The organism is Stenotrophomonas sp. OVS01A, assembly GCF_019969775.1.
Classification (GTDB): Bacteria; Pseudomonadota; Gammaproteobacteria; order Xanthomonadales; family Xanthomonadaceae; genus Stenotrophomonas; species Stenotrophomonas indicatrix.
In genome coordinates, this window is record NZ_JAHXYV010000002.1 from 581,136 (window position 1) to 605,962 (window position 24,827).

General features: G+C 67.1%; 24 protein-coding genes. 17 read left to right on the top strand and 7 right to left on the bottom strand.

The annotated features are described in order from the left end of the window. Entirely contained in the window at positions 1–1,041 is a 1,041-nt protein-coding gene (gene epmB, locus LC407_RS11450) for an EF-P beta-lysylation protein EpmB (RefSeq protein WP_223482849.1), read from the bottom strand. 97 nt (positions 1,042–1,138) lie between these two features. On the opposite strand from epmB, the gene efp reads away from it, so the two are divergent. The 5 genes from efp to LC407_RS11475 all read left to right on the top strand — a co-directional run bounded on the left by efp (position 1,139) and on the right by LC407_RS11475 (position 5,453). Beyond that, a complete protein-coding gene (gene efp, locus LC407_RS11455; protein ID WP_006379771.1) occupies positions 1,139–1,705 on the top strand; it encodes an elongation factor P in 567 nt (188 codons plus the stop codon). 253 nt (positions 1,706–1,958) lie between these two features. Continuing rightward, positions 1,959–3,302 (top strand): TRZ/ATZ family hydrolase, encoded by a 1,344-nt coding sequence (locus LC407_RS11460; protein ID WP_025876398.1) that lies wholly within the window; start codon positions 1,959–1,961, stop codon positions 3,300–3,302. 26 nt (positions 3,303–3,328) lie between these two features. Beyond that, positions 3,329–4,045 carry a bifunctional 2-polyprenyl-6-hydroxyphenol methylase/3-demethylubiquinol 3-O-methyltransferase UbiG gene (ubiG, locus tag LC407_RS11465; protein WP_033831579.1) on the top strand — a complete coding sequence of 239 codons (717 nt, stop codon included), beginning with the start codon at positions 3,329–3,331 and terminating at the stop codon, positions 4,043–4,045. Beyond that, a complete protein-coding gene (locus tag LC407_RS11470) occupies positions 4,042–4,737 on the top strand; it encodes a phosphoglycolate phosphatase (RefSeq protein WP_223482850.1) in 696 nt (231 codons plus the stop codon). The genes ubiG and LC407_RS11470 overlap by 4 nt, the downstream gene beginning before the upstream one ends. An 11-nt stretch (positions 4,738–4,748) precedes the next feature. Beyond that, a complete protein-coding gene (locus LC407_RS11475; RefSeq protein WP_033831576.1) occupies positions 4,749–5,453 on the top strand; it encodes a squalene/phytoene synthase family protein in 705 nt (234 codons plus the stop codon). Positions 5,454–5,542: 89 nt separating this feature from the next. Here LC407_RS11475 and LC407_RS11480 read toward each other — a convergent pair whose 3' ends face one another. The 3 genes from LC407_RS11480 to yidD are packed head-to-tail and all read right to left on the bottom strand — an operon-like array spanning position 5,543 to position 7,993. Next, on the bottom strand, positions 5,543–6,391 hold the full coding sequence (locus tag LC407_RS11480; RefSeq protein WP_223482851.1) for a M23 family metallopeptidase: 849 nt from the start codon (positions 6,389–6,391) through the stop codon (positions 5,543–5,545). After that, on the bottom strand, positions 6,391–7,737 hold the full coding sequence (locus tag LC407_RS11485) for a dihydroorotase (protein WP_025876408.1): 1,347 nt from the start codon (positions 7,735–7,737) through the stop codon (positions 6,391–6,393). The genes LC407_RS11480 and LC407_RS11485 overlap by 1 nt, the downstream gene beginning before the upstream one ends. 1 nt (position 7,738) lies before the next feature. Continuing rightward, positions 7,739–7,993 (bottom strand): membrane protein insertion efficiency factor YidD, encoded by a 255-nt coding sequence (yidD, locus tag LC407_RS11490; RefSeq protein ID WP_014037867.1) that lies wholly within the window; start codon positions 7,991–7,993, stop codon positions 7,739–7,741. A gap of 273 nt (positions 7,994–8,266) precedes the next feature. Between yidD and dksA the strand changes: the two genes are divergently transcribed. Further along, positions 8,267–9,487 (top strand): RNA polymerase-binding protein DksA, encoded by a 1,221-nt coding sequence (dksA, locus tag LC407_RS11495; protein ID WP_059064669.1) that lies wholly within the window; start codon positions 8,267–8,269, stop codon positions 9,485–9,487. A 391-nt stretch (positions 9,488–9,878) separates the two neighbouring features. Here the strand turns inward: dksA and LC407_RS11500 are convergent, their stop codons facing one another. From LC407_RS11500 to cysS, 3 genes are read right to left on the bottom strand one after another with little or no spacing between them, the layout of a single operon-like run. Continuing rightward, complete coding sequence (locus tag LC407_RS11500; protein WP_025876414.1) at positions 9,879–11,126, bottom strand: MFS transporter; 1,248 nt, start codon at positions 11,124–11,126, stop codon at positions 9,879–9,881. After that, positions 11,123–11,575, bottom strand: coding sequence for a SufE family protein (locus tag LC407_RS11505; protein WP_025876416.1), 453 nt, complete (start codon positions 11,573–11,575; stop codon positions 11,123–11,125). The genes LC407_RS11500 and LC407_RS11505 overlap by 4 nt, the downstream gene beginning before the upstream one ends. 55 nt (positions 11,576–11,630) lie before the next feature. Then, a complete protein-coding gene (gene cysS / locus LC407_RS11510) occupies positions 11,631–13,007 on the bottom strand; it encodes a cysteine--tRNA ligase (RefSeq protein WP_223482852.1) in 1,377 nt (458 codons plus the stop codon). A 187-nt stretch (positions 13,008–13,194) separates the two neighbouring features. Between cysS and LC407_RS11515 the strand changes: the two genes are divergently transcribed. From LC407_RS11515 to LC407_RS11565, 11 genes are all read left to right on the top strand, one after another. Beyond that, positions 13,195–13,758 (top strand): hypothetical protein, encoded by a 564-nt coding sequence (locus LC407_RS11515; RefSeq protein ID WP_025876420.1) that lies wholly within the window; start codon positions 13,195–13,197, stop codon positions 13,756–13,758. Positions 13,759–14,087: 329 nt separating this feature from the next. Further along, positions 14,088–15,098, top strand: coding sequence for an N-acetylornithine carbamoyltransferase (locus LC407_RS11520; RefSeq protein ID WP_025876421.1), 1,011 nt, complete (start codon positions 14,088–14,090; stop codon positions 15,096–15,098). A 72-nt stretch (positions 15,099–15,170) separates the two neighbouring features. After that, positions 15,171–16,364, top strand: coding sequence for an argininosuccinate synthase (locus tag LC407_RS11525; RefSeq protein ID WP_223482853.1), 1,194 nt, complete (start codon positions 15,171–15,173; stop codon positions 16,362–16,364). 133 nt (positions 16,365–16,497) lie between these two features. Next, the gene (locus LC407_RS11530) at positions 16,498–17,586 is read left to right on the top strand and encodes an acetylornithine deacetylase (protein ID WP_105164384.1); all 1,089 of its coding nucleotides are present in this window, start codon (positions 16,498–16,500) and stop codon (positions 17,584–17,586) included. A gap of 74 nt (positions 17,587–17,660) precedes the next feature. Beyond that, positions 17,661–18,989, top strand: coding sequence for an acetylglutamate kinase (locus LC407_RS11535; RefSeq protein ID WP_025876427.1), 1,329 nt, complete (start codon positions 17,661–17,663; stop codon positions 18,987–18,989). A gap of 5 nt (positions 18,990–18,994) precedes the next feature. Then, on the top strand, positions 18,995–19,594 hold the full coding sequence (locus tag LC407_RS11540; RefSeq protein ID WP_025876429.1) for a GNAT family protein: 600 nt from the start codon (positions 18,995–18,997) through the stop codon (positions 19,592–19,594). Between the two features lie 10 nt (positions 19,595–19,604). Further along, entirely contained in the window at positions 19,605–20,561 is a 957-nt protein-coding gene (argC, locus tag LC407_RS11545) for an N-acetyl-gamma-glutamyl-phosphate reductase (protein WP_033831570.1), read from the top strand. A gap of 19 nt (positions 20,562–20,580) precedes the next feature. Continuing rightward, positions 20,581–21,876 (top strand): argininosuccinate lyase, encoded by a 1,296-nt coding sequence (argH, locus tag LC407_RS11550; RefSeq protein ID WP_223482854.1) that lies wholly within the window; start codon positions 20,581–20,583, stop codon positions 21,874–21,876. Continuing rightward, positions 21,876–22,139, top strand: a complete 264-nt coding sequence (locus tag LC407_RS11555) for a YciI family protein (RefSeq protein WP_025876435.1) — start codon at positions 21,876–21,878, stop codon at positions 22,137–22,139. Before argH ends, LC407_RS11555 begins: the two co-directional genes overlap by 1 nt. Before the next feature lie 10 nt (positions 22,140–22,149). Further along, positions 22,150–23,307, top strand: a complete 1,158-nt coding sequence (gene proB, locus LC407_RS11560; RefSeq protein WP_025876437.1) for a glutamate 5-kinase — start codon at positions 22,150–22,152, stop codon at positions 23,305–23,307. Beyond that, positions 23,304–24,575: a glutamate-5-semialdehyde dehydrogenase gene (locus LC407_RS11565; protein ID WP_099843088.1), complete on the top strand. Its 1,272-nt coding sequence runs from the start codon at positions 23,304–23,306 to the stop codon at positions 24,573–24,575. The genes proB and LC407_RS11565 overlap by 4 nt, the downstream gene beginning before the upstream one ends. Positions 24,576–24,827 lie beyond the last annotated feature (252 nt).

Sequence of the window (24,827 nt, forward strand, 5' to 3'; positions counted from 1 at the left end):
CTACAGCGGGCGCTTGCTCGGGTCGCCGGGCAGTTCGCGGACCAGCTTGGGGACCAGGTAGCCGGACAGCCGGGCAGTGAGGCCTGCAATCAGGGCCTTGGCCTGGATGTCGTCCACTTCGAAGTGGGCCACGCCCTCGACGCGATCCAACTGGTGCAGGTAATACGGCAGCACGCCGGCGGCGAAGCTGCGTTCGCTCAGGTCCTGCAGCGCCTGCACGCTGTCGTTGACCCCGCGCAGCAGCACCGCCTGGTTCAGCAGCTGGGCGCCGATGCCACGCAGACGGGCCATCGCGGTATCGACGCTGGCGTCGAATTCATTGGCGTGGTTGGCGTGGACCACGATCGCCAGTGGCCACGGCAGGCTGCCCAGCCAAGCCAGCAGTTCCTCGTCCACGCGCTCGGGCAGCACGATCGGCAGGCGCGTGTGGATGCGCAACCGGCGGATGTGCGGGATCTCGCGCAGCGCATCGGTCAGCTCGGCCAGCTTGTGCGTGGCCAGCGACAGCGGGTCGCCGCCGGACAGGATCACCTCATCGATGTCCGGGTCTGCGGCGATGGCCTCCACGGCCTCCTGCCAGCCCCCCTTGGCGGCGTTTTCGGCGCCATAGTCGAAATGCCGGCGGAAACAGTAGCGGCAGTTGATGGCACAGCTGCCGGTAGCCACCAGCAGGGCCCGGCCACGGTATTTCTGGATGACCCCGGTGGCCTTTTTGGCCGCGCCGTCGCCCACCGCGTCAAAGCTGAACCCGGGCGCCGGGCGCATCTCGGCGTCGATCGGCAACACCTGCCGCAGCAGCGGATCGTGGGCGTCGCCACGGCGCATGCGGGCGACGAAACCCTCCGGCACGCGCAGCGCAAACTGGGCGATGGCCTCCTCCGATACGCCCAGCGCCGCGGCATCCAGATCCAGGCGGGCCAGCAGCGTTTGCGGGTCGCGCAGAGCCTGCCGCCACAGCTGCTGCCAGCGCGCGGGCGCGCTTGGCGACTGGGTCCGGGGGAAGGCGGAAAGCTGCATGGAGAGGGGGCCTGCGGTTATCATGGACGCATAAACAGTTGCCCGCCGGGGTTCCGGTGGGCTTTCCATTCTATCCGGCTCGCCGCACGCGCGGCGGTTTCGCCATTTGAGGAGCTTGAGCATGGCCACTGCGGGCATGAACGATGTCAAGAACGGGATGAAGATCCTGGTCAACAATGAACCGGCCGTCATCTCCGAGACCGAGTTCATCAAGCCGGGCAAGGGCCAGGCCTTCACCCGCGTGCGCTATCGCTTCATCAAGTCGGGCCGCACGGTCGAAATGACCATGAAGGCGACCGACGACGTGGAAGTGGCCGATGTGGTCGATACCAACATGGACTACATGTACAGCGACGGCGAGTACTGGCATTTCATGGACCCGGAGACCTTCGAGCAGGTGCAGGCCGACAAGGCCGGCATGGGCGGCGCCGAGAAGTGGCTGAAGGGCGAGGAGTCCTGCATCGTGACCCTGTTCAACGGTTCGCCGATCTTCGTGCAGCCGCCGAATTTCGTTGAACTGAAGATCACCGAGACCGATCCGGGCGTCCGCGGCGACACCTCGGGCGGCGGCGGCAAGCCGGCCACCCTGGAAACCGGCGCCGTGGTGCGCGTGCCGCTGTTCGTCAACCAGGATGAAATCATCAAGGTCGACACCCGTTCGGGCGAGTACTCCTCGCGCGTCAAGTAATCCGGCGGAGCCGGATTACGGTAGTGCCGGCCGCTGGCCGGGTACGCGCCATCGCATTCGCGCTGGCGCTCCCACGATCCGCCATGGCGGATCGTGGGCCCCCACTCACCAGCATCCACACCCCGCCGCTTCGCGGCCGCCCCTGACTCAGGGGCTTGCCTTCCAGAAGCCCAGCGGTAGCCGTTTGACCGGTGATCAGTCGCCAGGTCGGAGCCAAGGCTACGTATGGTCCTTCCCCAGCCAGTGAGCCCGCATGAGCGATAGCCCGCACCTCCCTGAAGCCTGCGACCTGCTCATCGAAGCCGGTTATGTCGTTCCGATCGAGCCGCATGCGGTGGTGCTGGAAGACCATGCCGTGGCCATCCGTGGCAGCGAGATCGTGGCCATCCTGCCGCGCGCCGAAGCGCGTGCGCGGTTCCGTGCCACCCAGGTTGTCAGCCGCCCAGAGGCGGCGCTGATGCCGGGCCTGGTCAACGCACATACGCACAACCCGATGACCCTGCTGCGCGGCGTCGCTGACGACCTGCCGCTGATGACCTGGCTGCAGCAGCACATCTGGCCGGTGGAAGCGGCGGTGATCGGTCCCGAATTCGTGGCCGACGGCACCACCCTTGCCATCGCCGAGATGCTGCGTGGCGGCACCACCTGCGCCAACGAGAACTATTTCTTTGGTGACGTGCAGGCTGCCGTCTACAAGAAGCACGGTTTCCGCGCGCTGGTCGGCGCGGTCATCATCGATTTCCCCACCGCCTGGGCCAAGACCGACGACGAGTACTTCGCCAAGGCCGGTGAACTGCATGACCAGTGGCGCACCGACCCGCTGATCGGCACCGCATTCGCGCCGCATGCGCCGTACACGGTCAACGATGCCAATTTCGAGCGGGTGCGGATGCTGTCCGACCAGCTGGACATGCAGGTGCATCTGCATACCCATGAAACCGCGCAGGAAATCACCGATTCGATCAAGCTGCACGGCCAGCGTCCGCTGGCGCGGCTGGATCGCCTCGGCCTGGTCAACGACCGCCTGATCGCGGTGCACATGACCCAGCTGACCGAGGCCGAGATCCACCTGTGCGCCGAGCGCGGCGTCAGCGTGGTGCACTGCCCGGAGTCGAACCTGAAGCTGGCCTCTGGTTTCTGCCCGGCCTGCGCCCTGCAGCGCGCCGGCGTGAACCTGGCCATCGGCACTGACGGCTGCGCCAGCAACAACGACCTGGATATGTTCAGCGAGAACCGCACGGCGGCGATCCTGGCCAAGGCCGTGGCCGACGATGCCACCGCGCTGGACGCGGCGACCACGTTGCGCGCCTCCACCCTCGGCGGCGCCCGCGCCCTGGGCTTCGGCGAGCGCATCGGTTCGATCGAGGTCGGCAAGCAGGCCGACCTGGTCTGCGTTGATCTGTCCGCGCTGGAGACCCAGCCGCTGCACAACGTGCTGTCGCAGCTGGTGTACGCCACCGGCCGGCAGCAGGTCAGCGACGTCTGGATCGCCGGCAAGCCCAAGCTGGTGCAGCGCGAGCTGGTCGGCATGGACCTGCCGGGCATCATCGCCAACGCGCGCCAGTGGCGCGAGCGCATCCGTCATATCCGCGCCTGAGTGCAGGCGCCGCAAGGACAACCGTCATGACTGCCCCCCACGCTTCTTCCAATTTCGATCAGGCCGAGCTGGACAAGTTCGCTGCGCTGGCCAACCGCTGGTGGGACGCCGACGGCCCGCAGAAGCCGCTGCACGCACTGAATCCGGTGCGCCTGCAGTACGTGGCCGACCGCGCGCCGCTGCGAGGTGCGCGCGTGCTCGACATCGGTTGCGGTGGCGGGCTGCTGAGTGAAGCGCTGGCCCAGGCCGGTGCCGAAGTGACCGCCATCGACCTGGCGCCGGAGCTGGTCAAGGTTGCGCGCCTGCATGCCCTGGAAAGCGGCGTCAGCGTCGACTACCGGGTGCAGGCCGCCGAGGACCTGGCCGCCGAACAGCCGGGCAGCTTCGATGTGGTGACCTGCATGGAAATGCTCGAGCACGTGCCCGATCCGGGCGCGATCATCGAGGCCTGCAAGCGCCTGCTGAAGCCGGGTGGCCATCTGTTTCTGTCCACCATCAACCGCACCGCAGCCGCATTCGCCGTGGCCATCGTCGGTGCCGAGTACGTGGCACGGCTGCTGCCCAAGGGCACCCACCACTACCAGGAATTCATCAAGCCGGCCGAGCTGGCGCGTTGGCTGCGCGAGGCCGACCTGCAGCTGGCCGATGTCAGCGGCATGGCCTATGAGCCGTGGCGCAACCGCGCCCGCCTGAGCAGCCGCACCGACATCAACTACCTGGCCCACGCGGTCAAGGCGCCGTGACCGCCGCCGTGTTCCCGCGTGCGGTGCTGTTCGACCTGGACGGTACGCTGCTGGACAGCGCCCCGGATTTCGTCGCCACCCTTGATGCGATGCTGGCCGAGCGCGGTCGCGCACCGATCGATCCTGCGCAGTTGCGGCCAGTGGTGTCCAAGGGTTCACGGGCGATGGTGTCGGCCGCGTTTCCAGAGCTGGAAGCAGCCGAGCGCGATGCACTGATTCCCGAGTTCCTGCAGCGCTACGAAGCCTCGATCGGCCAGCATGCCGTGCTGTTCGACGGCGTCGCCGGCATGCTCGATGCGCTGGACGAAGCCGGCACCGTGTGGGGCATCGTCACCAACAAGCCCGAATACCTGGCGCGGCTGATCGTGCCGCAGTACGGCTGGCAGCAGCGCTGCGTCGTGCTGGTCGGGGGTGACACCCTGGCCGAACGCAAGCCGCATCCGTTGCCGCTGCTGCACGCCGCGCAGCTGATCGGCATCGCAGCGGAAGACTGCGTGTACGTCGGCGACGATGAGCGCGACATCATCGCCGCGCGTGCTGCCGGCATGCCGTCGGTGGCGGCGCTGTGGGGCTACCGCCTGCACAGCGATGACCCGTTGGCCTGGCAGGCCGATGTGCTGGTCGAGAACGCCGGACTTCTGCAACTGGCCAGTCTCTGGCCGAACCGGCCGGCGACCCCGGCCCAGCCGTAAGGAACAACGTAGTGAGCAGTACCGCGCTGGATAGTTTCCTCGACAAGTGGCGCAGCCGCTGGCCGGAATGGTCGGTGGCCGAGCCGTTCGTGGCAGAACCGCAGCGCCATGTGGCGCTGGCGTGGTTCGCGCTGCTGCAGGAATTCGACGACATGCTCAACACGGCTGGCGACCCGCTGCCGGCGGACGCCAAGCTGGCGTGGTGGGGCGAGGAACTGCGCAGCTGGGCCGCGCAGCGTTCGCGGCATCCGCTGGGACGCGTGCTGGAGCCGGTGCGGGCACCGTGGGTGCAGCTTGCCGAGGCGCTGCCGGATCTGGTCGAGGCGCGCACCGTAGCGCTGGACGCTGCCGGTGCCGAACGCGCACTGGGCAACTATGCCGACGCGGTGGCTGCGGTCGAGGCCGTGGTGTTTGCCGACAAGCCGCGCAAGGGTGCTGGCCATGCCGTGCTGCTGCAGACCCTGGCCCAGCGCCTGCAGGACGCTGGCGTGGCCGGGGTTCCGCGCAGCCTGCTGGACGAAGATGCCGGCAACGCTGCACAGCGTTGGGCGCAGCAGTTGCTGAAAGGGTGGGGCACCCGCGTGCCCGGTCCACGTGCACGCCGGGTGTGGTCGAGCCTGGCGCGTGCACGTCTGGCGGCGCAGGCCGCCGGCAAACCGATTGAAGCCACGCCCGTGCGCACGTTGCTGCGCGTGTGGTGGGCCGCGCGCGGCTGAGCCATCACATGGTAGTGCCGGCCGCTGGCCGGCAATCCGCATAGGTCGCTGAACACCATGAGGTTGCCGGCCAGCGGCCGGCACTACCGTTACTTGCGCTCCAGCACCAGCAGCGGATCGATGCGGGTGTCGAACCAGTTCATGCCCCAGTGCAGGTGCGGCCCGGTGGCACGGCCGGTGGCGCCGACGGCGGCGATCACCTGGCCCTGTTCGACGCGATCACCGACCTTCACGTCGATGCGCGACAGGTGCAGGAAGTTCGAACTGACGCCGAAGCCGTGGTCTAGCAGCAGGGTGCCACCGGTCAGGTACAGGTCCGGCCCAGCGAACGTCACCACACCGGCCGCCGGTGCCTTCACCGGGGTGCCGGTCGGCACTGCGATGTCCATGCCGGAGTGGCCGGCGCCGGGCTGGCCGTTGTACACGCGGGCGTTGCCGAAGCGGCCGCTGATGCGGCCCTGCACCGGCCAGATGAAGGTCTGGGTGAAATCGGTGCGGTTGTCGTCGCGCGCACGCGCAGCGGTGACCTGCGCCTGTTCGCGCTTGATCCGCTCGGCGATGGCCGGCGGCGGATTGACCGTCTTCGGCGGCACGCCGTTCACCCGCTCGGTCGGCCAGTCGCGCAGGGTCACGGCGATGGCGGCCGTCTCGCTGCTGCCATCCGGTCGGCGGATCTGCACCTGCAGCGGGCCCTTCTCATCGCGACCGATGCCGAACACCACGCTGCCGTAGCTGCTCACGCGCAGGTCGCGGCCTGCATAGCGCACGCTGCTGCCGGCGGGAGCCTTGCCGATCACCAGCGCGCCCTGCGACGCGCTGGCCGGGAACACCACGCGGCTGTCGATCAGGTCGCCGATGCCGTCCTGTGCCTGGGCTGCGGGTGCGGAGAGCAGGGGCGCTGCCAGCAGCAGCGCCGCGAACATGAGTGCCGGACGCATCAGCGGTCGTAGGTCATGCGCTGGCCGGCGGGCTCGCCCACCAGCGTGTTGCCGTCCCACACCAGCTGGCCGTTGACCCAGGTGGAGGCCACGCGCGAACGGAACGTGGTGCCCTCGAACGGCGACCAGCCGCACTTGGACAGCACGTCCTCGCGCTTGACCGTGAACGGCACATCTTCCACCAGCACCAGGTCGGCGAAGTAACCTTCGCGCAGGAAGCCTCGCTCTTCCACATCGAACAACTGGGCCGGGGCATGGGCGAATTTCTGCACGACCTGCTCGCGGGTCAGCTTGCCTTCGTGCACGCGTTCCAGTGCGGCGACCAGCGCGTACTGCACCAGCGGCAGGCCGGACGGCGCCTGCGCATAGGGCTTCTGCTTCTCTTCCCAGGTATGCGGGGCGTGGTCGGTGGCCAGCACGTCCAGCACGTCGTCAGCCAACGCGGCGGTGATCGCCTCGCGATCGGCCACGTCCTTGATCGCCGGATTGCACTTGATCAGGTTGCCCTTGGTCGCGTAATCCGGGCGGGCGAAGTGCAGGAAGTGCACGCAGGTCTCGGCGGTGATCTGCTTGCGGCTGCCGTCGGCGCGGATCAGCGGGCCCTTCTCGAACAGGGCCAGTTCGTCGGCGGTGGAGATGTGCAGCACGTGCAGGCGGGTGCCGTGCTTGCGCGCCAGCGACATGGCCAGCCGCGTCGACTTGATGCAGGCTTCGCGCGAACGGATGTCCGGGTGCATCTCCGGGGTCAGTGCGTCGCCGTACTTTTCCTGGAACGCTTTCAGGTTGGCATCGATCATCGGTGTGTCTTCGCAGTGCGTGATGATCGGGGTGGGGCACTCGCGGAAGATCGCGTCCAGGGTTTCGGGGTTGTCGACCAGCATGTTGCCGGTGGACGCGCCCATGAACACCTTCACGCCCGGCGCCTTCTTCGGATCGAGCGCACGAATGGCGTCGAGGTTGTCGTTGCTGGCACCGTGGTAGAAACCGTAGTTGGCCCAGGCACGGCCGCGCGCCAGCTCGTACTTGGCTTCCAGGATGGTCGAATCCAGGGTCGGCGGGTTGGTGTTGGGCATGTCCATGAAGCTGGTCAGGCCACCGGCCACGGCCGCGGCCGATTCGCTGGCGATGTCACCCTTGTGGGTCAGGCCGGGTTCGCGGAAATGCACCTGGTCGTCGATCATCCCGGGCAGCAGCCAGCGCCCGGCCGCATCCACCACCTGTTCGCCATCACGCGGAGTCAAACCCTTGCCGATCTGCGCGATGCGGTCGTTCTCGATACGCAGGTCGCCTTCGAAGGTGCGGCCTTCGTTGACCAGGCGGGCATTGGTGATGAGCGTGGAGGACATGTCAGTGTTTTCCTGTGCAACGGCAAGAGGGGGCGTTGGGAGATTCGGGCACTGGATCGAAGCCGCCGGGATGGAACGGATGGCAGCGGCCCAGCCGTCGCGCCGCCAGCCAGCTGCCGCGCAGCGGGCCGTGCCGGGAGATGGCATCCATGGCGTATTCAGAGCAGCTCGGCACGAAACGGCAGCGAGGCCCCAGCAGGGGGCTGATGAAGCGCTTGTAGAAGCGCAGCAGGGCGATGAGCAGGCGCGAGATCACGCAGTCATCTTAAGCCAGTTGGCATGAAGGCCGCATTTGTGCAGGATGGGCCGTTGGTCGCATGTCGTAGATGGCCTGCGACCGCTAGCGGCACCCCTCCAGGTGCCGGACAGGTTCCGTACCGCGCAAGGCGGTCCGTGTTCGTCGGACCGCACCTTGGACCCGTTGACTCCTGGACTGAATGGAGCGGGCCCCCAAGGTTGCTGCTGCGGGTCGGGTAGGCTATAAAGGCCCGCTTTCCCGGGCCCCGGGGAATCCAAGGAAGAGCGTTTCGTGGCTGCTAAAAAAACTGCAAAGAAGGCCGTCAAGGCCGCCAAGAAAACCGCCAAGCCTGTTGTGAAGAAGTTGGCGGCCAAGCCCGTTGCCAAGAAGCCGGCCAGCAAGCCGGCGACCAAGGCGGCATCCTCACAGCCGGCGGCCAGGAAGGCCACCGCAAAGAAAGCGCCGGTGAAATCCGGCAAGCCGGCAGTGGCGAAGAAGCCCGCTGCGCCGGTCAAGGCCAAACCTGCCGCTGCCAGCAAGAAGGCGCCGGTGGTGAAGAAGGTTGCCAGCAAGGCTGCGCCGGTGAAGAAGGCCGCTGCCAAGCCGGCACCGAAGAAGGCAGCAGCCAAGCCAACGCCGAAGGCGGTGGTGAAGAAGGTTGCCGCCGCGCCTGCTGCCAAGCCGGCAGCAAAGAAGGTGGCGCCTGCCAAGCCGGCACCGGCCAAGAAGGTTGCCAAGAATGTCGCCCCGCCGGCCGCCAAGCCGACGCCGGCCCCTGTAGTGAAGTCCGCACCGAAGCCAGCTGCGAAGCCGGCCCCGGCCAAGTCTGTCCCGGCCAAGACCGCGGCAGTGGCGGCAGCCAAACCGGCCCCCAAGCCGGCCCCGGCCGCCGCTTCTGCAGCATCGACCGCCCCGCAATCCAAGAATCCCGTGCCCGTTTCGAAATCGCCTGCCAAAACCGCCGTGAAATCCGATTCCGCTCCGAAGACCGTGACCCGCCCCGTGGGCAAGGTCGCCGTGGCCGTTGCCGCCCGTTCGACGGCACCTGCGCCGCGCAGCAAGTACAAGGTCGTCGAATACAAGACCGACGAAGCCACTGGCCGCCCGATCCTGCCGGCAGGCTACAAGCCGGCCTCGGACGAGGAGTACATGAGCCCGCTGCAGCAGGAGTACTTCCGTCAGCGCCTGCAGAACTGGCGCGCCGACCTGGTGGAAGAGTCCAAGCAGACCATCGAGAACCTGCGTGAGGAAGTGCGTGACATCGGCGATGAAGCCGAGCGCGCGACCCGCGAAACCGAGAACTCGCTGGAGCTGCGCACCCGTGACCGTTACCGCAAGCTGATCGGCAAGATCGACAGCACCCTCAAGCGCCTGGAAGCAGGCGATTACGGGTACTGCGTGGACACCGGTGAAGAGATCGGCCTGGAGCGCCTTGAAGCGCGCTTGACCGCCGAGCGCACCATCGACGCCCAGGAGCGTTGGGAGCACCTGCAGAAGCAGCAGGGCGACTGATTCCGGTTCGTTGTGATGTCATGCAGAAAGCCCGGCTTCGGCCGGGTTTTTTGTTGGGTTCGAGTTGGCTGCGTAGAGCGGCGCTTTGGTTGTTCCGTGAGCGAGCGGGTGGGTCACCCGGGCCAGGATATGCGTGCGCTCGCGGCTGTTGGGGCCGACTTGCAGCGAGCCGAGTGCCGCAGCGGAATCAGGGGCGAAGAGGCGCCGCTGTTCTGTAGAGCCGACTGTTGGTCGGCTGGCTTTCCGCGCCGTCCCCTGATTCAACGAGGAGCGCAGGGCACCGGTGCGCAGCACCGACACGCGGATGGCGGCGCGTTTCCGCCGCGGTCGCGGAAAGCGCCCGCCGGGCATGGCCCGGCGCTACCGGCGCGTGTGCGCACGGAAATCCGCTCTATTGCAGATCGCGCAGATTCAATTTCCGCAGCGTCGGGTTCTTCCATGCGGTGACACCGGCCACGCTCAGTACCGCGAATCCGCCCAGTACCACCGCCGGTACCAGCCCCAGCACCTTGGCCATGGTGCCCGCATAGAACGCGCCCAGTTCGTTGGACGAACTGATGAAGATGCCGTTGATAGACGATACCCGGCCGCGCATCTCTTCCGGCGTGGCCAGCTGCAGGATGGTGGAGCGGATCACCACCGACACGCCGTCGAAGGCGCCGTAGAACAGCAGGATCAACGCCGACAGCCAGAAGTGCTGGGACAGGCCGAAGCCGATCACGCACAGGCCGAAGCCGGCGACCGCGAACAGCAGCACCCGACCGGCATTACGGTGCAGGGGGTGGCGCGCCAGCCACAGGCCCACGCACACCGAACCCAGTGCCGGCGCCGCGCGCAGGATGCCCAGGCCCTCCGGGCCGTGATGCAGGATCTCGTGCAGGAACGCCGGCAGCATCGCCACCACACCGCCCAGCAGTACCGAGAACATGTCCAGCGCCATGGCGCCGACCATGATCCGGTTGCCGACCACGAAGCGCGCGCCTTCGGCAATGCTCTTGAAGATCGGGGCGGCTGGGCCGGCATGCACCGGCTCTTCCACCTTCAGCGTGGCCAGGCAGCCCATCGCCAGCAGCGCGAAGGCCGTGGCCACCGCATAGGACAGGCCCTTGCCACCGAAGCCGACCAGTACGCCACCCAGTGCCGGGCCGGCGATCATGCCGGCCTGGAACACCACGGCGCCAAGGCCGGCGCCACGGGCGAAGTGCTCGCGTGCCAACACCCGGGCGAACAGTGCGTTGTAGATCGGCGACAGGAAGGCGCGGACCATGCCGGTCAGTGCGATCGCCGCATAGATCGGCCACACGCCCTCAACCGGCAGCCAGCCCTTGGCCACGCTGGTCAGCACCAGCGCGGTGGCGACCAAGCCGGAACAGGCGACCATGCCCAGCTTGCGGCGCGGCAGATGATCCACCAGATAACCGGCGAACGGGGCCACGCAGAAGAACGGCAGCACCTCGGCCAGGCCGATCAGGCCCAGCGAGAACGGATTGCGGGTGACTTCGTAGATGTGCCAGCCGACGGTGACCGCGACCACCTGGTAGGACAGCATCGCGAAGATGCGATACGCCAGCAGCCTGGCGAAACCGGGCCGGGACAGCAGGCCCAGCGCGGTGTCTTCGGCCGTGGCGGGCTCGCTCACGACGGATCGCGCTGCAGCTGGGCCTGCGCGGTCTCGCGGATGAACGCCAGCATCGCCGCCACGCCGTTGCTGCGGGTCGGCGACAGGTGGCGGGCCAGGCCGATATCCTGGATATAGCTGGGTTCGGTGGCCAGGATCTCCTGCGCGGTGCGCCCGGAGTACACGCGCAGCGCCAGGAAGATCAGGCCGGAGACGATGGCCGAATCGCTGATGGCGTGGAAGCGCAGCGACTGCGCGTTGCCTTCCGGCACGATCCAGACCATCGACTGGCAACCGAGCAGGCGGTGCTCTTCGGTCTTCCACGCGTCCGGGAAGGCGGGCAGCTTGCGGCCGAGGTCGATCAGGTACTGGTAGCGCTCGGACCAGTCGCCGAAGAAACCGAATTCCTCGGCGATGGCCGTCTGTGCCTCGGCGGCGGTGGGTTCAAGCGGGAACGGGGAGTCGATCACAACAGTCTCTACAGTAGGGAGCGGGGCCGGCGGACCGGCCACGGGGCAGGGCAGGTCAGCCGCGCTTGCGCGACCAGCGCACGCCCTGCGGGGTGTCTTCCAGCACGATGCCTTCGGCGGCCAGCTGGTCGCGGATGGCGTCGGAACGGGCGAAGTCATGTGCCTGCTTGGCTGCCGCGCGTTCGTCGATCAGGCCCTGGATACGCGCATCGTCGTCGCTGTCGCCGGCGGCGTTGCCGAACCATTGCGCCGGATCGGCCTGCAGCAGGCCCAGGGCGAGGCCGGCGCCAAGCAGTTCACTCTTCAACCGTGCGCGTTCGCCAGGATCGGTGGCGCGGCGCGCTTCACCGGCGATACGGGCCACTTCGGCCAGCGCCTGCGGCGTATTGAGATCGTCATCCAATGCCGCTTCGATCTCTGCCGGGATCATCGCGGTGGCGGCAACGTCGGCCAGCTCGCGCAGGGTGCCGTACAGGCGGTCGAGGGTGCGGCCGGACTGTTCGATCAGCGCATCGGACCAGTCAAGCGGCTGCCGGTAGTGGGCCGACAGCAAGGCCAGGCGCAGCGCCTCGGGGGCATGCCTGCGCACCAGGTCGTGGACGCGCTCGATGTTGCCGATCGACTTGCTCATCTTGGCGCCGCCGAAGTTGAGCATGCCGTTGTGCAGCCAGAAGCGCGCGAACACCTTGCCGCCGTGCGCGCACTCGCTCTGTGCGATCTCGTTTTCGTGGTGCGGGAACTGCAGGTCGACGCCGCCGGCATGGATGTCGATGGTCTCGCCCAGGTGCGCGGCGGCCATCGCCGAGCATTCGATGTGCCAGCCCGGACGGCCGCGGCCCCAGGGCGATTCCCAGCCCGGCAGGTCGTCGCTGGACGGCTTCCACAGCACGAAGTCGCCGGGCGCGCGCTTGTAGGGAGCGACCTCGACCCGGGCGCCGGCCAGCATCTCGTCCGGATCGCGGCGCGACAGCTTGCCGTAGCCCTCGAAACTGCCGACGGCGAACAGCACGTGGCCCTCGGCGGCGTAGGCATGCCCGCTGCTGACCAGCTGCTCGATCATGGTGATGATCTGCGCCATGTGCGCGGTCACTTCCGGCTCGATGTCCGGCGGCACCACGCCCAGCGCGGCCATGTCTTCACGGTAGGCAGCAGCGAAACGGTCGGTGATGGTGCTGATCGGCACGCCCTGCTCGCGCGCGGCGGTGTTGATCTTGTCGTCCACGTCGGTGATGTTGCGGGCGTAGCGCAGGGCACCGAAGCGCCGCCGCAGCAGGTCGGCCAGCACCCCGAACACCACCGGCCCACGGGCGTTGCCGATGTGCACGTAGTTGTAGACCGTCGGGCCGCACACATACAGGGTCGGACAGGCCGGATCGAGCGGAGTGAACGGTTCGAGCTGGCGAGTCAGGTTGTTGTGCAGGCGCAGGGTCATGGGTCTGTGACTGGGGGACAAGCCTGTGATTTTAGAACGTGTCGGGGCCCTTTGGGGGGACCGTTGCCACCGGTGGACGTCACCGGCGGCCGGGGTGGGGTGGGCAGGAACGGCGCGGACGGGTAATGTTCAGCCCCTTGCGGTCACCACTGCCTACACTATTGCCGTGTCCCTGCTCCCTTCGCCAATGAAAACCACCGCGTTGCTGACCCTGGCCTGCCTGTCGGCGCTGCCCGCCGTGGTCCTGGCCCAGGAGGCCGAGCCCCGCAACCGGGTGGTGATCGTGGAGAACGTGAAGTTCGATTACGCCCAGGTGCTCAACGTGGAGCCGGTGTTCCAGACCCTGCGTGCCACCCGCACCGAGGAGCACTGCGAGCCGGTCTCGACCCGTACCCTGGCCCCGGTCAATGTCACCGGCGAGGAGCCGGTGGAGGACAAGGGCCGCATCGGCCGCCTCTGGGATTCGGTTCGCTCGATGTTCAAGCGCAGCGACGAGGAGGTGCTGGAGGAACTGCCGGCCGAAGCCCCCGCCCCGGCGCCGGCCAACACGGGCCCGATGCTGACCCGGGACTGTCGTATCGTGCCCGTCGGACGCGAGTTCCGCCGCCCCATCGCCTATGACGTGGACTATGTCTACAAGGGCACCAAGTACCGTTCACGGCTGCCGGAAGACCCGGGCAACCGGCTGAAGATCCGGGTTTCGATCACCCCCTGGGTGGGCCCGGAGCAGGCTGCCGCCGGCACCCCCTGATTCTGCGACGCCGGCCTCTTGCGCCGGCCCCGGCCGCATGTAAAGATTGCCGACCAATGAAGCTCACCGACTTCCAGCACGACAGCAGCGCCGCCCGCCAGGCCACTGGCATGACGTCGCGTGCCCGTCGACCGGAACCCCACATTCTCGCTGGGTAATCCGGAGCTTTCTGCTGTTCGTCCGAAAAAAACCCAGCCCGCCGGCTGGGTTTTTTCGTTTCCGCGTTCTGAAAGCTTCATCTGCAACCTTTTCGCACCACCCTGGTTTCCGGTTTTCCCTTCCACCTTCCACCGCGTCGACCCTCGGCGCCGTTCATGCAAGGAATGATGATGTCCCCCAAGCACTTCCTGAACACCCAGGACTGGAGCCGCAGCGAACTTGACGCGCTGCTGACCCAGGCTGCGCTGTTCAAGCGCAACAAGCTCGGCGACCAGCTCAAGGGCAAGTCGATCGCGCTGGTGTTCTTCAATCCGTCCATGCGCACCCGCACCAGTTTCGAACTGGGCGCGTTCCAGCTCGGTGCCCACGCAGTGGTGCTGCAGCCGGGCAAGGATGCATGGCCGATCGAGTTCAACCTCGGCACGGTGATGGACGGCGATACCGAAGAGCACATCGCTGAAGTAGCCAAGGTGCTCGGCCGCTACTGCGACATCATCGCCGTGCGCGCGTTCCCGAAGTTCGTCGACTGGGCCTACGACCGCCAGGACGTCGTGCTCGAGAGTTTCGCCAGATACTCGCCGGTGCCGGTGATCAACATGGAGACCATCACCCATCCGTGCCAGGAACTGGCGCACGTGATGGCCCTGCAGGAGCATTTCGGTACCCAGGACCTACGCGGCAAGAAGTACGTGCTGACCTGGACCTACCACCCCAAGCCGCTGAACACCGCAGTGGCCAACTCGGCGCTGACCATCGCCACCCGCATGGGCATGGACGTGACGCTGCTGTGCCCGACCGCCGACTACATCCTCGACGAGCGCTACATGGGCTGGGCCGAGCAGAACGTGGCCGAGAGCGGTGGTTCGCTGAAGATCAGCCATGACATCGACAGTGCCTATGCCGGTGCCGACGTGGTCTACGCCAAGAGCTGGGGCGCGCTGCCGTTCTTCGGCAACTGGGAGCCGGAGAAGCCGATCCGCGACCAGTTCAAGCACTTCATCGTCGACGAGCGGAAGATGGCCCTGACCAACAACGGCGTGTTCAGCCACTGCCTGCCGCTGCGCCGCAACGTCAAGGCGACCGATGGCGTGATGGATTCGCCGCAGTGCATCGCCATCAACGAAGCCGAGAATCGCCTGCATGTGCAGAAGGCGATCATGGCTGCTGTTGCCGGCCGCTGATTTTCGTACGTCGTTCACGCATTCCAGACAATCCGCCGGGCATGGCCCGGCGCTACCAGGACATACCCCCCCATGAGCAACAAAGACGTCGTTCTCGCCTTCTCCGGCGGCCTTGATACCAGCTTCTGCGTGCCGTACCTGCAGGAGCGCGGCTACAACGTGCATACCGTGTTCGCCGATACCGGCGGCGTGGATGACGAAGAGCGCGATTTCATCGAGAAGCGTGCCGCCGAGCTGGGTGTGACCAGCCACCAGACCGTCGATGGCGGTCCGGCCATCTGGTCCGGCTTCGTCAAGCCGTTCGTGTGGTCCGGCGAGGGCTACCAGGGCCAGTACCCGCTGCTGGTGTCGGACCGTTACCTGATCGTCGATGCCGCGCTCAAGCGCGCTGCCGAACTGGGCACCAACATCATCGCCCACGGCTGCACCGGCATGGGCAACGACCAGGTGCGCTTCGACCTGGCAGTGAAGGCCCTGGGTGACTACCAGATCATCGCGCCGATCCGCGAGATCCAGAAGGAACACACCCAGACCCGCGCCTACGAGCAGAAGTACCTGGAAGAGCGTGGCTTCGGCGTGCGCGCCAAGCAGCAGGCCTACACCATCAACGAGAACCTGCTGGGCCTGACCATGTCCGGCGGCGAGATCGATCGTTGGGAAGCACCGGGCGAGGGCGCCCGTGGCTGGTGCGCACCGCGCGCCGAGTGGCCGGAACAGGCGCTGACCGTCACCCTGAAGTTCGTCGAAGGCGAAGCTGTCGAGCTCGACGGCAAGGCACTGCCGGGCGAGCAGATCCTGGCCCAGCTCAACAAGCTGTTCGCCCCCTACGGCGTCGGCCGTGGCGTGTACACCGGCGACACCGTGATCGGCCTGAAGGGCCGCATCGTGTTCGAGGCACCGGGCCTGGTCTCGCTGCTGGCCGCGCACCGCGCGCTGGAAGATGCGGTGCTGACCAAGCAGCAGAACCGCTTCAAGCCGGACGTGGCGCGCAAGTGGGTGGAGCTGGTGTACGAAGGCTTCTACCACGACCCGCTGAAGACCGACATCGAAGCCTTCCTGAAGTCCTCGCAGGCCAAGGTCAACGGCGAAGTGGTGCTGGAAACCCGTGGCGGCCGCGTCGACGCCGTTGCGGTGAAGTCGCCGCACCTGCTCAACACCAAGGGCGCCACCTATGCGCAGTCGGCCGACTGGGGCGTGGAAGAAGCCGAGGGCTTCATCAAGCTGTTCGGCATGAGCTCCACCCTCTACGCGCAGGTCAACCGCTGAGCGGTTGACCACGCATTCCACCTCAACCCCGCGCCGTTGGCGCGCCCCCTTCAACAAGAAGGGGGCTCTCCACCAGACGCGTTCCGGTAGCGCCGGGCCATGCCCGGCGGAATTCCACAGGAACTGTTGATTCATGCTTGAACAGACGCTCGATCACCTGCAGGCACTGGTGTCCTTCGACACCCGCAACCCGCCGCGTGCGATCACCACCGGTGGCATCTTCGATTACCTGCGCGGCAACCTGCCCGGGTTCAATGTGGAGGTGATCGACCATGGCGCCGGCGCGGTCAGCCTGTATGCCGTGCGCGGCACGCCGAAGTACCTGTTCAACGTGCATCTGGACACCGTGCCGGACTCGCCGCACTGGAGTGCCGACCCGCACGTGATGCGCCGCCTGGACGACCGCGTGGTCGGCCTCGGTGTGTGTGACATCAAGGGCGCGGCCGCGGCGCTGGTGGCGGCCGCCAATGCCAGTGATGGCGACGCGGCCTTCCTGTTCTCCAGCGATGAAGAAGCCAACGATCCGCGCTGCATCGCGGCGTTCCTGGCCCGGGGCATTGCGTACGAAGCGGTGCTGGTGGCCGAACCGACCATGAGCGAGGCGGTGCTCGCGCATCGTGGCATCAGCTCGGTACTGATGCAGTTCGCCGGCCGTGCCGGCCATGCGTCGGGCAAGCAGGATGCAGCCGCCAGTGCGCTGCACCAGGCGATGCGCTGGGGCAACCGCGCGCTGGACCATGTCCAATCGCTGGCCTCGGCACGCTTCGGTGGATTGACCGGCCTGCGCTTCAACATCGGGCGCGTGGAAGGTGGCATCAAGGCCAACATGATCGCACCAGCGGCGGAAGTGCGTTTTGGTTTCCGGCCGCTGCCGTCGATGGATATCGATGCGCTGCTGGCGACCTTTGCCGGCTTCGCCGAACCGGAAGCGGCGCTGTTCACCGAAACCTTCCGTGGCCCAAGCCTGCCGGCAGGGGATATCGCCGAAGCCGAGCACCGCCGCCTGCTGGCGCGCGACGTGGCCGACGCGCTGGACCTGCCGATCGGCAACGCGGTGGACTTCTGGACCGAGGCGTCGCTGTTCTCGGCCGGTGGCTACACCACGATGGTGTTCGGCCCGGGCGACATCGCCCAGGCCCACACCGCCGATGAGTTCGTGACGCTGGAGCAGCTGCAGCGCTACACCGATGCCGTACACCGGATCATCGCCGCCGGCGCCTGATCGACCCACAACGCCGCTGCGCTTCTGCGCGGCGGAACTGCAACGCGGCGACCGCCGCCTGTGACGAAACCGAAATGTCTCCTGCCCTCCAGCCCCACCGCCAGACCCGCCAGACCATCGTGCGCCTGCTTTCGAGCATGGCCAGCGCGAAGGAGATCAGCCAGTACCTCAAGCGCTTTTCGCAGCTGGACGCCAAGCGCTTCGCCGTGGTCAAGGTCGGCGGCGCGGTGCTGCGCGACGATCTCGACGCGCTGACCTCCTCGCTGTCGTTCCTGCAGGAAGTCGGCCTGACCCCGATCGTGCTGCATGGCGCCGGCCCGCAGCTGGATGCGGAACTGTCGGCCGCCGGCATTGAAAAGCAGACGGTCAACGGCCTGCGGGTGACCTCGCCGGAAGCGCTGGCGATCGTGCGCCGGGTGTTCCAGCAATCCAACCTGCGCCTGGTCGAAGCGCTGCAGCAGAACGGCGCGCGCGCCACCTCCATCACCGGCGGCGTGTTCGAGGCGGAGTACCTGGGCCTGGACACCTACGGCCTGGTCGGCGAGGTGAAGAAGGTCAACCTGGCGCCGATCGAGGCCAGCCTGCGTGCCGGCTCGATCCCGGTCATCACCAGCCTGGGCGAGACCGCTGGTGGGCAGATCCTCAACGTCAATGCCGACTTCGCCGCCAACGAACTGGTGCAGGAGCTGCAGCCGTACAAGATCATCTTCCTGACCGGTACCGGCGGCCTGCTGGACGAGCAGGGCAGCGTGATTGATTCGATCAACCTGTCCACCGAGTACGACCACCTGATCGCACAACCGTGGATCCACGGTGGCATGAAGGTGAAAATCGAACAGATCAAGTCCCTGCTGGACCGGTTGCCGCTGGAATCGTCGGTGTCGATCACCCGGCCGGCCGACCTGGCCAAGGAACTGTTCACCCACAAGGGCTCGGGAACGCTGGTGCGCAAGGGCGAGAAGGTGCTGCGTGCAACCGCTTGGAGCGAGCTGGACCTGCCGCGCCTGAAGGGCCTGATCGAATCCAGTTTCGGCCGCACCCTGGTGCCGGACTATTTCGAGAGGACCACGCTGCTGCGCGCGTATGTCAGCGAGAACTACCGCACGGCGGTGATCCTCACCGATGAGGCCGAGGGCGTGTACCTGGACAAGTTCGCCGTGCTCGATGATGCGCAGGGCGAAGGGCTTGGCCGCGCGGTCTGGAACGTGATGCGCGAGGAAACCCCGCAGCTGTTCTGGCGCTCGCGCAACGGCAACCCGATCAACCACTTCTACTACGCCGAGTCCGATGGCTGCTACAAGCAGGGTCATTGGAAGGTGTTCTGGTACGGTGCCGATGGCATCGACCGGATCAGGACCTATGTCGACCACTGCGCGGTGCGTGCGCCGAGCCTGGAGGGCTGAGCGCGATGAACCACGCAGACTGGACCCGGGTACCCACGTTGACCGGCACGCATGCGCGGCTGGAACCGCTGCAGATGAGCCACATCGACGGCCTGCGCGGCGCGTTGGGCGAAGGCGCGCTGTCCAGGCTCTGGTACACCCAGGTGCCCGATGCGAAGGCCATGACCGGCTATGTGCAGGCCGCGCTGCAGGCACAGGCCGAAGGCAAGGTGCTGCCATTCGTGGTGTTCGATGCCAACGACCAGATCGTCGGCACCACCCGTTACTACGATCTGCAACCGGACGTACCGCGGCTGAGCATCGGCTACACCTGGTATGGCGAATCGGTGCAGCGCACCGGGGTCAACTCCGAAACCAAGCTGATGCTGCTCAGCCATGCCTTCGAGCGGCTGGAATGCCTGAGCGTGGTGTTTGAAACCAGCTGGTTCAACTTCACCTCGCGCACCGCGATCGCACGCCTGGGCGCCAAGCAGGATGGCGTGCTGCGCAATCACCGCCGGCATCCCGACGGCACGCCGCGCGACACCGTCATCTTCTCCATCATCGATGCGGAATGGCAGGGCGTGAAACGCCACCTGCAGCACCGCCTCGATTCGCACGCATGAGCACGCACGCATGAGCACTTCCTCCTCGTTCACCGTCGGCATCGTCGGCGCCCGCGGCCATACCGGCGCCGAGCTGATCCGCCTGGTGGCAGCGCATCCGAACCTGCAGCTGGGCTTCGTGTCCTCGCGCGAACTGGCCGGGCAGCGCGTGTCCGACCACTACCCGCAATGGCAGGGCGAACTGCAGTTCGAGAATCTCGACGCCGACGCCGTTGCCGCCAAGGGCGTGGACGCGGTGATCCTGGCCCTGCCCAACGGCCTGGCCGCGCCGTTCGTGGCGGCGCTGGAAACGGCGAAGCCGGACACGGTGATCGTCGACCTGTCGGCCGACTACCGTTTCGACAACACCTGGTACTACGGCCTGCCCGAGCTTACCCGCAGCCGTTACCGCGGACAGAAGCACATCAGCAACCCCGGCTGCTATGCCACCGCGATGCAGCTGGCGATCCATCCGCTGCTGGATCTGCTGGCTGGTCCGCCGCAGTGCTTCGGCGTGTCCGGCTACTCGGGTGCGGGCACCTCGCCGTCGGACAAGAACAACGTTGAACTGCTGGCCGACAACCTGATGCCGTACGCGCTGACCAACCACGTGCATGAGCGCGAGGTTTCCGTGCAGCTGGGCGTGGCGGTCGAATTCATGCCGCACGTCGCGCCGCATTTCCGTGGCATCACCCTCACCGCCAACCTGTGGTTGAACCGCGTGCAGACCCGCGAGCAGATCGTCGAGCGCTTCCAGCACGCCTACGCCGGTGAAGCACTCATCGAGGTCGTGGACGAGGCGCCGTGGGTGAGCCGCATCGCTGGCCGCCACGGTGCCCAGGTCGGTGGCTTCACCCTGGCCCCGGGCGGCAAGCGGGTGGTGGTGGTGGCGACCCTGGACAACCTGCTCAAGGGCGCGGCCACCCAGGCCATGCAGAACCTCAATCTTGCGCTGGGCATCGACGAACTGACGTCGATCCCGCACTGAAACCGTACAGGAGCTCCCCATGGCAGACCTTCTTTGGCAGAAGCCAGGCGTCGCTGTCGATGCCCAGATCCAGACCTTCCTCGCCGGCGACGACGTGATCCTCGATCGCGAGTTCTTCCTGCATGACATTGCTGCCAGCGCCGCGCATGCGCAGGGCCTGCAGCACATCGGCATCCTCAGCGCCGACGAACTGGCCGGGTTGCTGCGTGAACTTGAGGTGCTGGCGCAGGACTTCCGCGAAGGCCGCTTCGTACTGGATACGCAGTATGAGGATGGCCATTCGGCGATCGAGGCACGGTTGACCGAACGCCTGGGTGATGCCGGCCGCAAGATCCACACCGGCCGCAGCCGCAACGACCAGATCCTGGTCGCCACCCGGTTGTGGTTGAAGGAAAAGCTGCAGCGCGTGGCGCAGGTCAGCGCCGAAGTGGCAAAGGTGGCACTTGACCGTGCGCAGGCCGAGCAGCATCTGCCGATTCCCGGTTACACGCACATCCAGCGTGCCGTGGTGTCCTCGGCCGGCATGTGGTGGGCCGGTTGGGCCGAAGCCTTCATCGACAACGCCGTGCGTGCCCGCGATACCCATGCACTGGTCGATGCCAATCCGCTTGGCACCGCCGCCGGTTACGGCGTGAACCTGCCGCTGGATCGCGAGCACACCACCGCCGCGCTCGGCTTTTCGCGCATGCAGATTTCGCCGATCTACGCGCAGCTGTCGCGTGGCAAGTTCGAACTGGCTGCGCTGGAAGCGCTGGGCGGCGCGACCCTGGACCTGCGCCGCATTGCCTGGGACCTGTCGCTGTTCACCAGCGCCGAATTCGGTTTCGTCGCGTTGCCGGCGCAGTACACCACCGGCAGTTCGATCATGCCCAACAAGCGCAATCCGGACGTGATCGAGCTGATGCGGGCGACCCATGCCAGCGTCGCCGCTGCACGCACCGAAATCGAGCAGCTGCTGTCGCTGCCGTCGGGCTACCACCGCGACCTGCAGTCGTCCAAGGGCGCCATCTTCCACGGCTTCGGGCGCGGCCTGGCCGCGCTTGAACTGCTGCCGGCGCTGCTGGCCAACCTGGAATGGCGCGATGACAAGCTGCGTGCAGCGATCGATTCGGGGATGTATGCCACCGATGTCGCGGTGGAAGCTGCGGTAGCGGGCGTACCGTTCCGCGAGGCCTACAAGGCTGCTGCTGCCGGTGCCGACAGTGCCGGGCAGGGGCGCACGCCGGAAGGCAGCCTGGCGGCGCGCGTATCGCCGGGTTCGGCGTCGGACCTGCGCCTGGATGAACTGCGCGCGCGCTGGCAGGCGCTGTCCTGATGGCCGGCACCGTCTACCTGGTGCTGGCGATGCGCCTGCCGGGCTTCACCGACGCCGTGGTGCAGCCGCACCGCGACTTCCTCGATGCGTTGCAGGCCGAGGGCCGGCTGCAGCTGACCGGCGGCTTTGCCGACGGCAGCGGTGGCGCCTATGTGCTGTGCAACCTCGACAGCCTCGCGCAGGCGCAGGCCATCGTCGCCACCGATCCGCTGGTGACGATGCAGGCATCGGCGCTGAGCGTCCATGAATGGAATACCCGCTGAGGCGCCCCTGATGACTGTCCACGCCGCCCACGTTGCATCGCCGTTCCCCGAACAAGCGCTGCCGTCGTGGCGGCGCGCCGTGCTCAAGGTTGGCAGCAGCCTGCTGGCCGCCGACGGTGGTGGCCTGTCGCCGCGCCACGCGCTGGGCCTGGCCCAGTTCGTTTCGGCCAACGTGCTGGCCGGGCGCGAGGTCGTCATCGTTTCCTCCGGCGCGGTCGCTGCCGGCCGCGCGATCCTGCCCCGGGCCGATGAACCCGGTGCTGCGATGGCGGCGCGGCAGGCGTTGGCGGCCCTGGGCCAGGCGCAGCTGATCGGTCTGTGGCAGCGCTTCTTCGAGCGCCCGGTGGCGCAGGTGCTGCTGACCCATGACGATCTGCGCAACCGCCGCCGCTATCTCAATGCGCGGGCAACCCTCAACGAGCTGCTGCGGCTGGGCGCGCTGCCGGTGGTCAACGAGAACGACACCGTTTCGGTGGATGAGCTCAAGCTCGGTGATAACGACAACCTGGCCGCGACGGTGGCAGCGCTGGTCGATGCCGATGCGCTGTTCATCGCCACCGACATCGACGGTCTCTACAGTGCCGATCCGCGCACGCATGCCGATGCCCGGCCACTGCATGAAGTGGCCGAGTTGAACGATGCCGTGCTGGCGATGGCTGGCGGCGCCGGTTCGGTCGCCGGTACCGGCGGCATGCGCACCAAGCTGGAGGCCGCAGCCAAGGCCGGCCGTGTTGGCATCGAAACCTACCTGTTCAACGGCCGCAGTGGCGAGGTGGTGCGCGCGCTGGCGCAGGATCGCCTGTTCGGCACCCGTATCCATGCAGCACGCAGCCGTGAGGCGGCCCGCAAGCACTGGCTGCGCCACGCTCCGCTCGCCGAAGGCGCGATCCTGATCGATGCCGGCGCCGCCCAGGCGATGCGCGAGAAGGGGGCATCGCTGTTGCCCGGTGGCATCACCGGTGCCGACGGCGCGTTCCGGCGCGGTGACATGGTGCAGGTATGCTGGAACACCGACGCCGGCCGGGTGTGCGTGGCCCGTGGTGTGAGCCAGTACGCCGCAGATGACGTGCGCCGCATTGCCGGCCGCCACACCCGCGACATCCAGACCGTGCTCGGCTACAACTACGGCGGTACCGTCGTCCATCGCGACGATCTGGTGCTGCCATGAACCCACTGCAGGATATGCCGATGAGTGAAATCGAATCGCAGGCCCGTGCCTGCCGCGACGCGGCCCAGGTGGTTGCCGGCCTGGACAGCGATGCGCGCAGGGCACTGCTGCAGGCGATGGCGCAGGCGCTGGAGGTCAATGCCGGACAGATTCTTGCAGGCAATGCACGCGACCTGGCCGCCGCCCGCGACAAAGGTGTGGGCAGCGCGATGCTCGACCGCCTGGCACTGGATCCGGCGCGCCTGCTGGCGATGGCCGACGCCGTGCGCGAGGTGGCCGGCCTGCCGGACCCGGTCGGGCAGGTGACCCGCGATGACGTGCGCCCGAACGGCATCCGCGTCCAGAAAGTGCGCGTGCCGCTGGGAGTGATCGCGATGATCTACGAAGCACGCCCGAACGTGACCGCCGAAGCCGCCGCGCTGTGCCTGAAGGCGGGCAACGGCGTGATCCTGCGTGGCGGCTCGGAGGCGATCCATTCCAATACCGCCATCGCCCAGGCGTTGGCGGGGGCATTGAAGGCCAACGGCGTGCCCCCTGCCGCTGTGACGGTGCTGACCGACCTGCGTCGCGAAGCAATGCTGGAACTGCTGCAGCTGCACGAACTGATCGACCTGGCCATCCCGCGCGGTGGCGAAGGCCTGATCCGCTTCGTCGCCGAGCACGCACGGGTCCCGGTGATCAAGCACTACAAGGGCGTTTGCCACCTGTTCGTCGATGCCAGTGCCGATCTCGACAAGTCAGTCGATCTGCTGGTGGACGGCAAGTGCAGTCGCCCGTCCGCGTGCAATTCACTGGAAACCCTGCTGGTGCACCGGGACATTGCCGCAGCGTTCCTGCCGCGTGCTGCACAGGCGCTGGCCGAACGTGGCGTGCAGCTGCGCGCAGACGAGCGCGCGCAGCCATTGCTGCCGGGAAGCACCGCGGCCAGCGAAGACGACTATGCCGCCGAATTCCTTGATCTGGTACTGGCGGTCCGCGTGGTCGACGATCTTGATGCAGCGATCGCGCACATCCGTACCTATACCTCCGACCACACCGAAGTGATCGCCACTGAAGACGTAGCCAGTGCCGAGCGTTTCGTCAGCGCATTGCGCTCGGCGGTGGTGATGGTCAACGCGTCTTCGCGTTTTTCCGATGGTGGCCAGCTTGGCCTCGGCAGCGAGATCGGCATCTCCACCACGCGCCTGCACGCCTATGGCCCGATGGGGCTGGAAGCGCTGACAGTCGAACGGTTCGTGGTGCGCGGCGAAGGCCAGGTCCGAAGGTAGGGTCACAGCCGGGCTGCGCCCGGCACCCGCAGAGGCCACGGCAACAGCCGAAGCAACAGCAACGGCAACAGCCGAAGCAACAGCGGGGTTCCTGCGGGATGGCGGGGTGGGTCCGGTTGCGGGGGACGCCGTGAACCCGTCCATGGGGGCTTGGCCGCGCCATCCATGGCGCTCACACCCCCGCAACCGGACCCACCCCGCCTTCGACAGATCTCCGCAATCTGTCGGGATGGCATGACTTGCTCTTGGTGG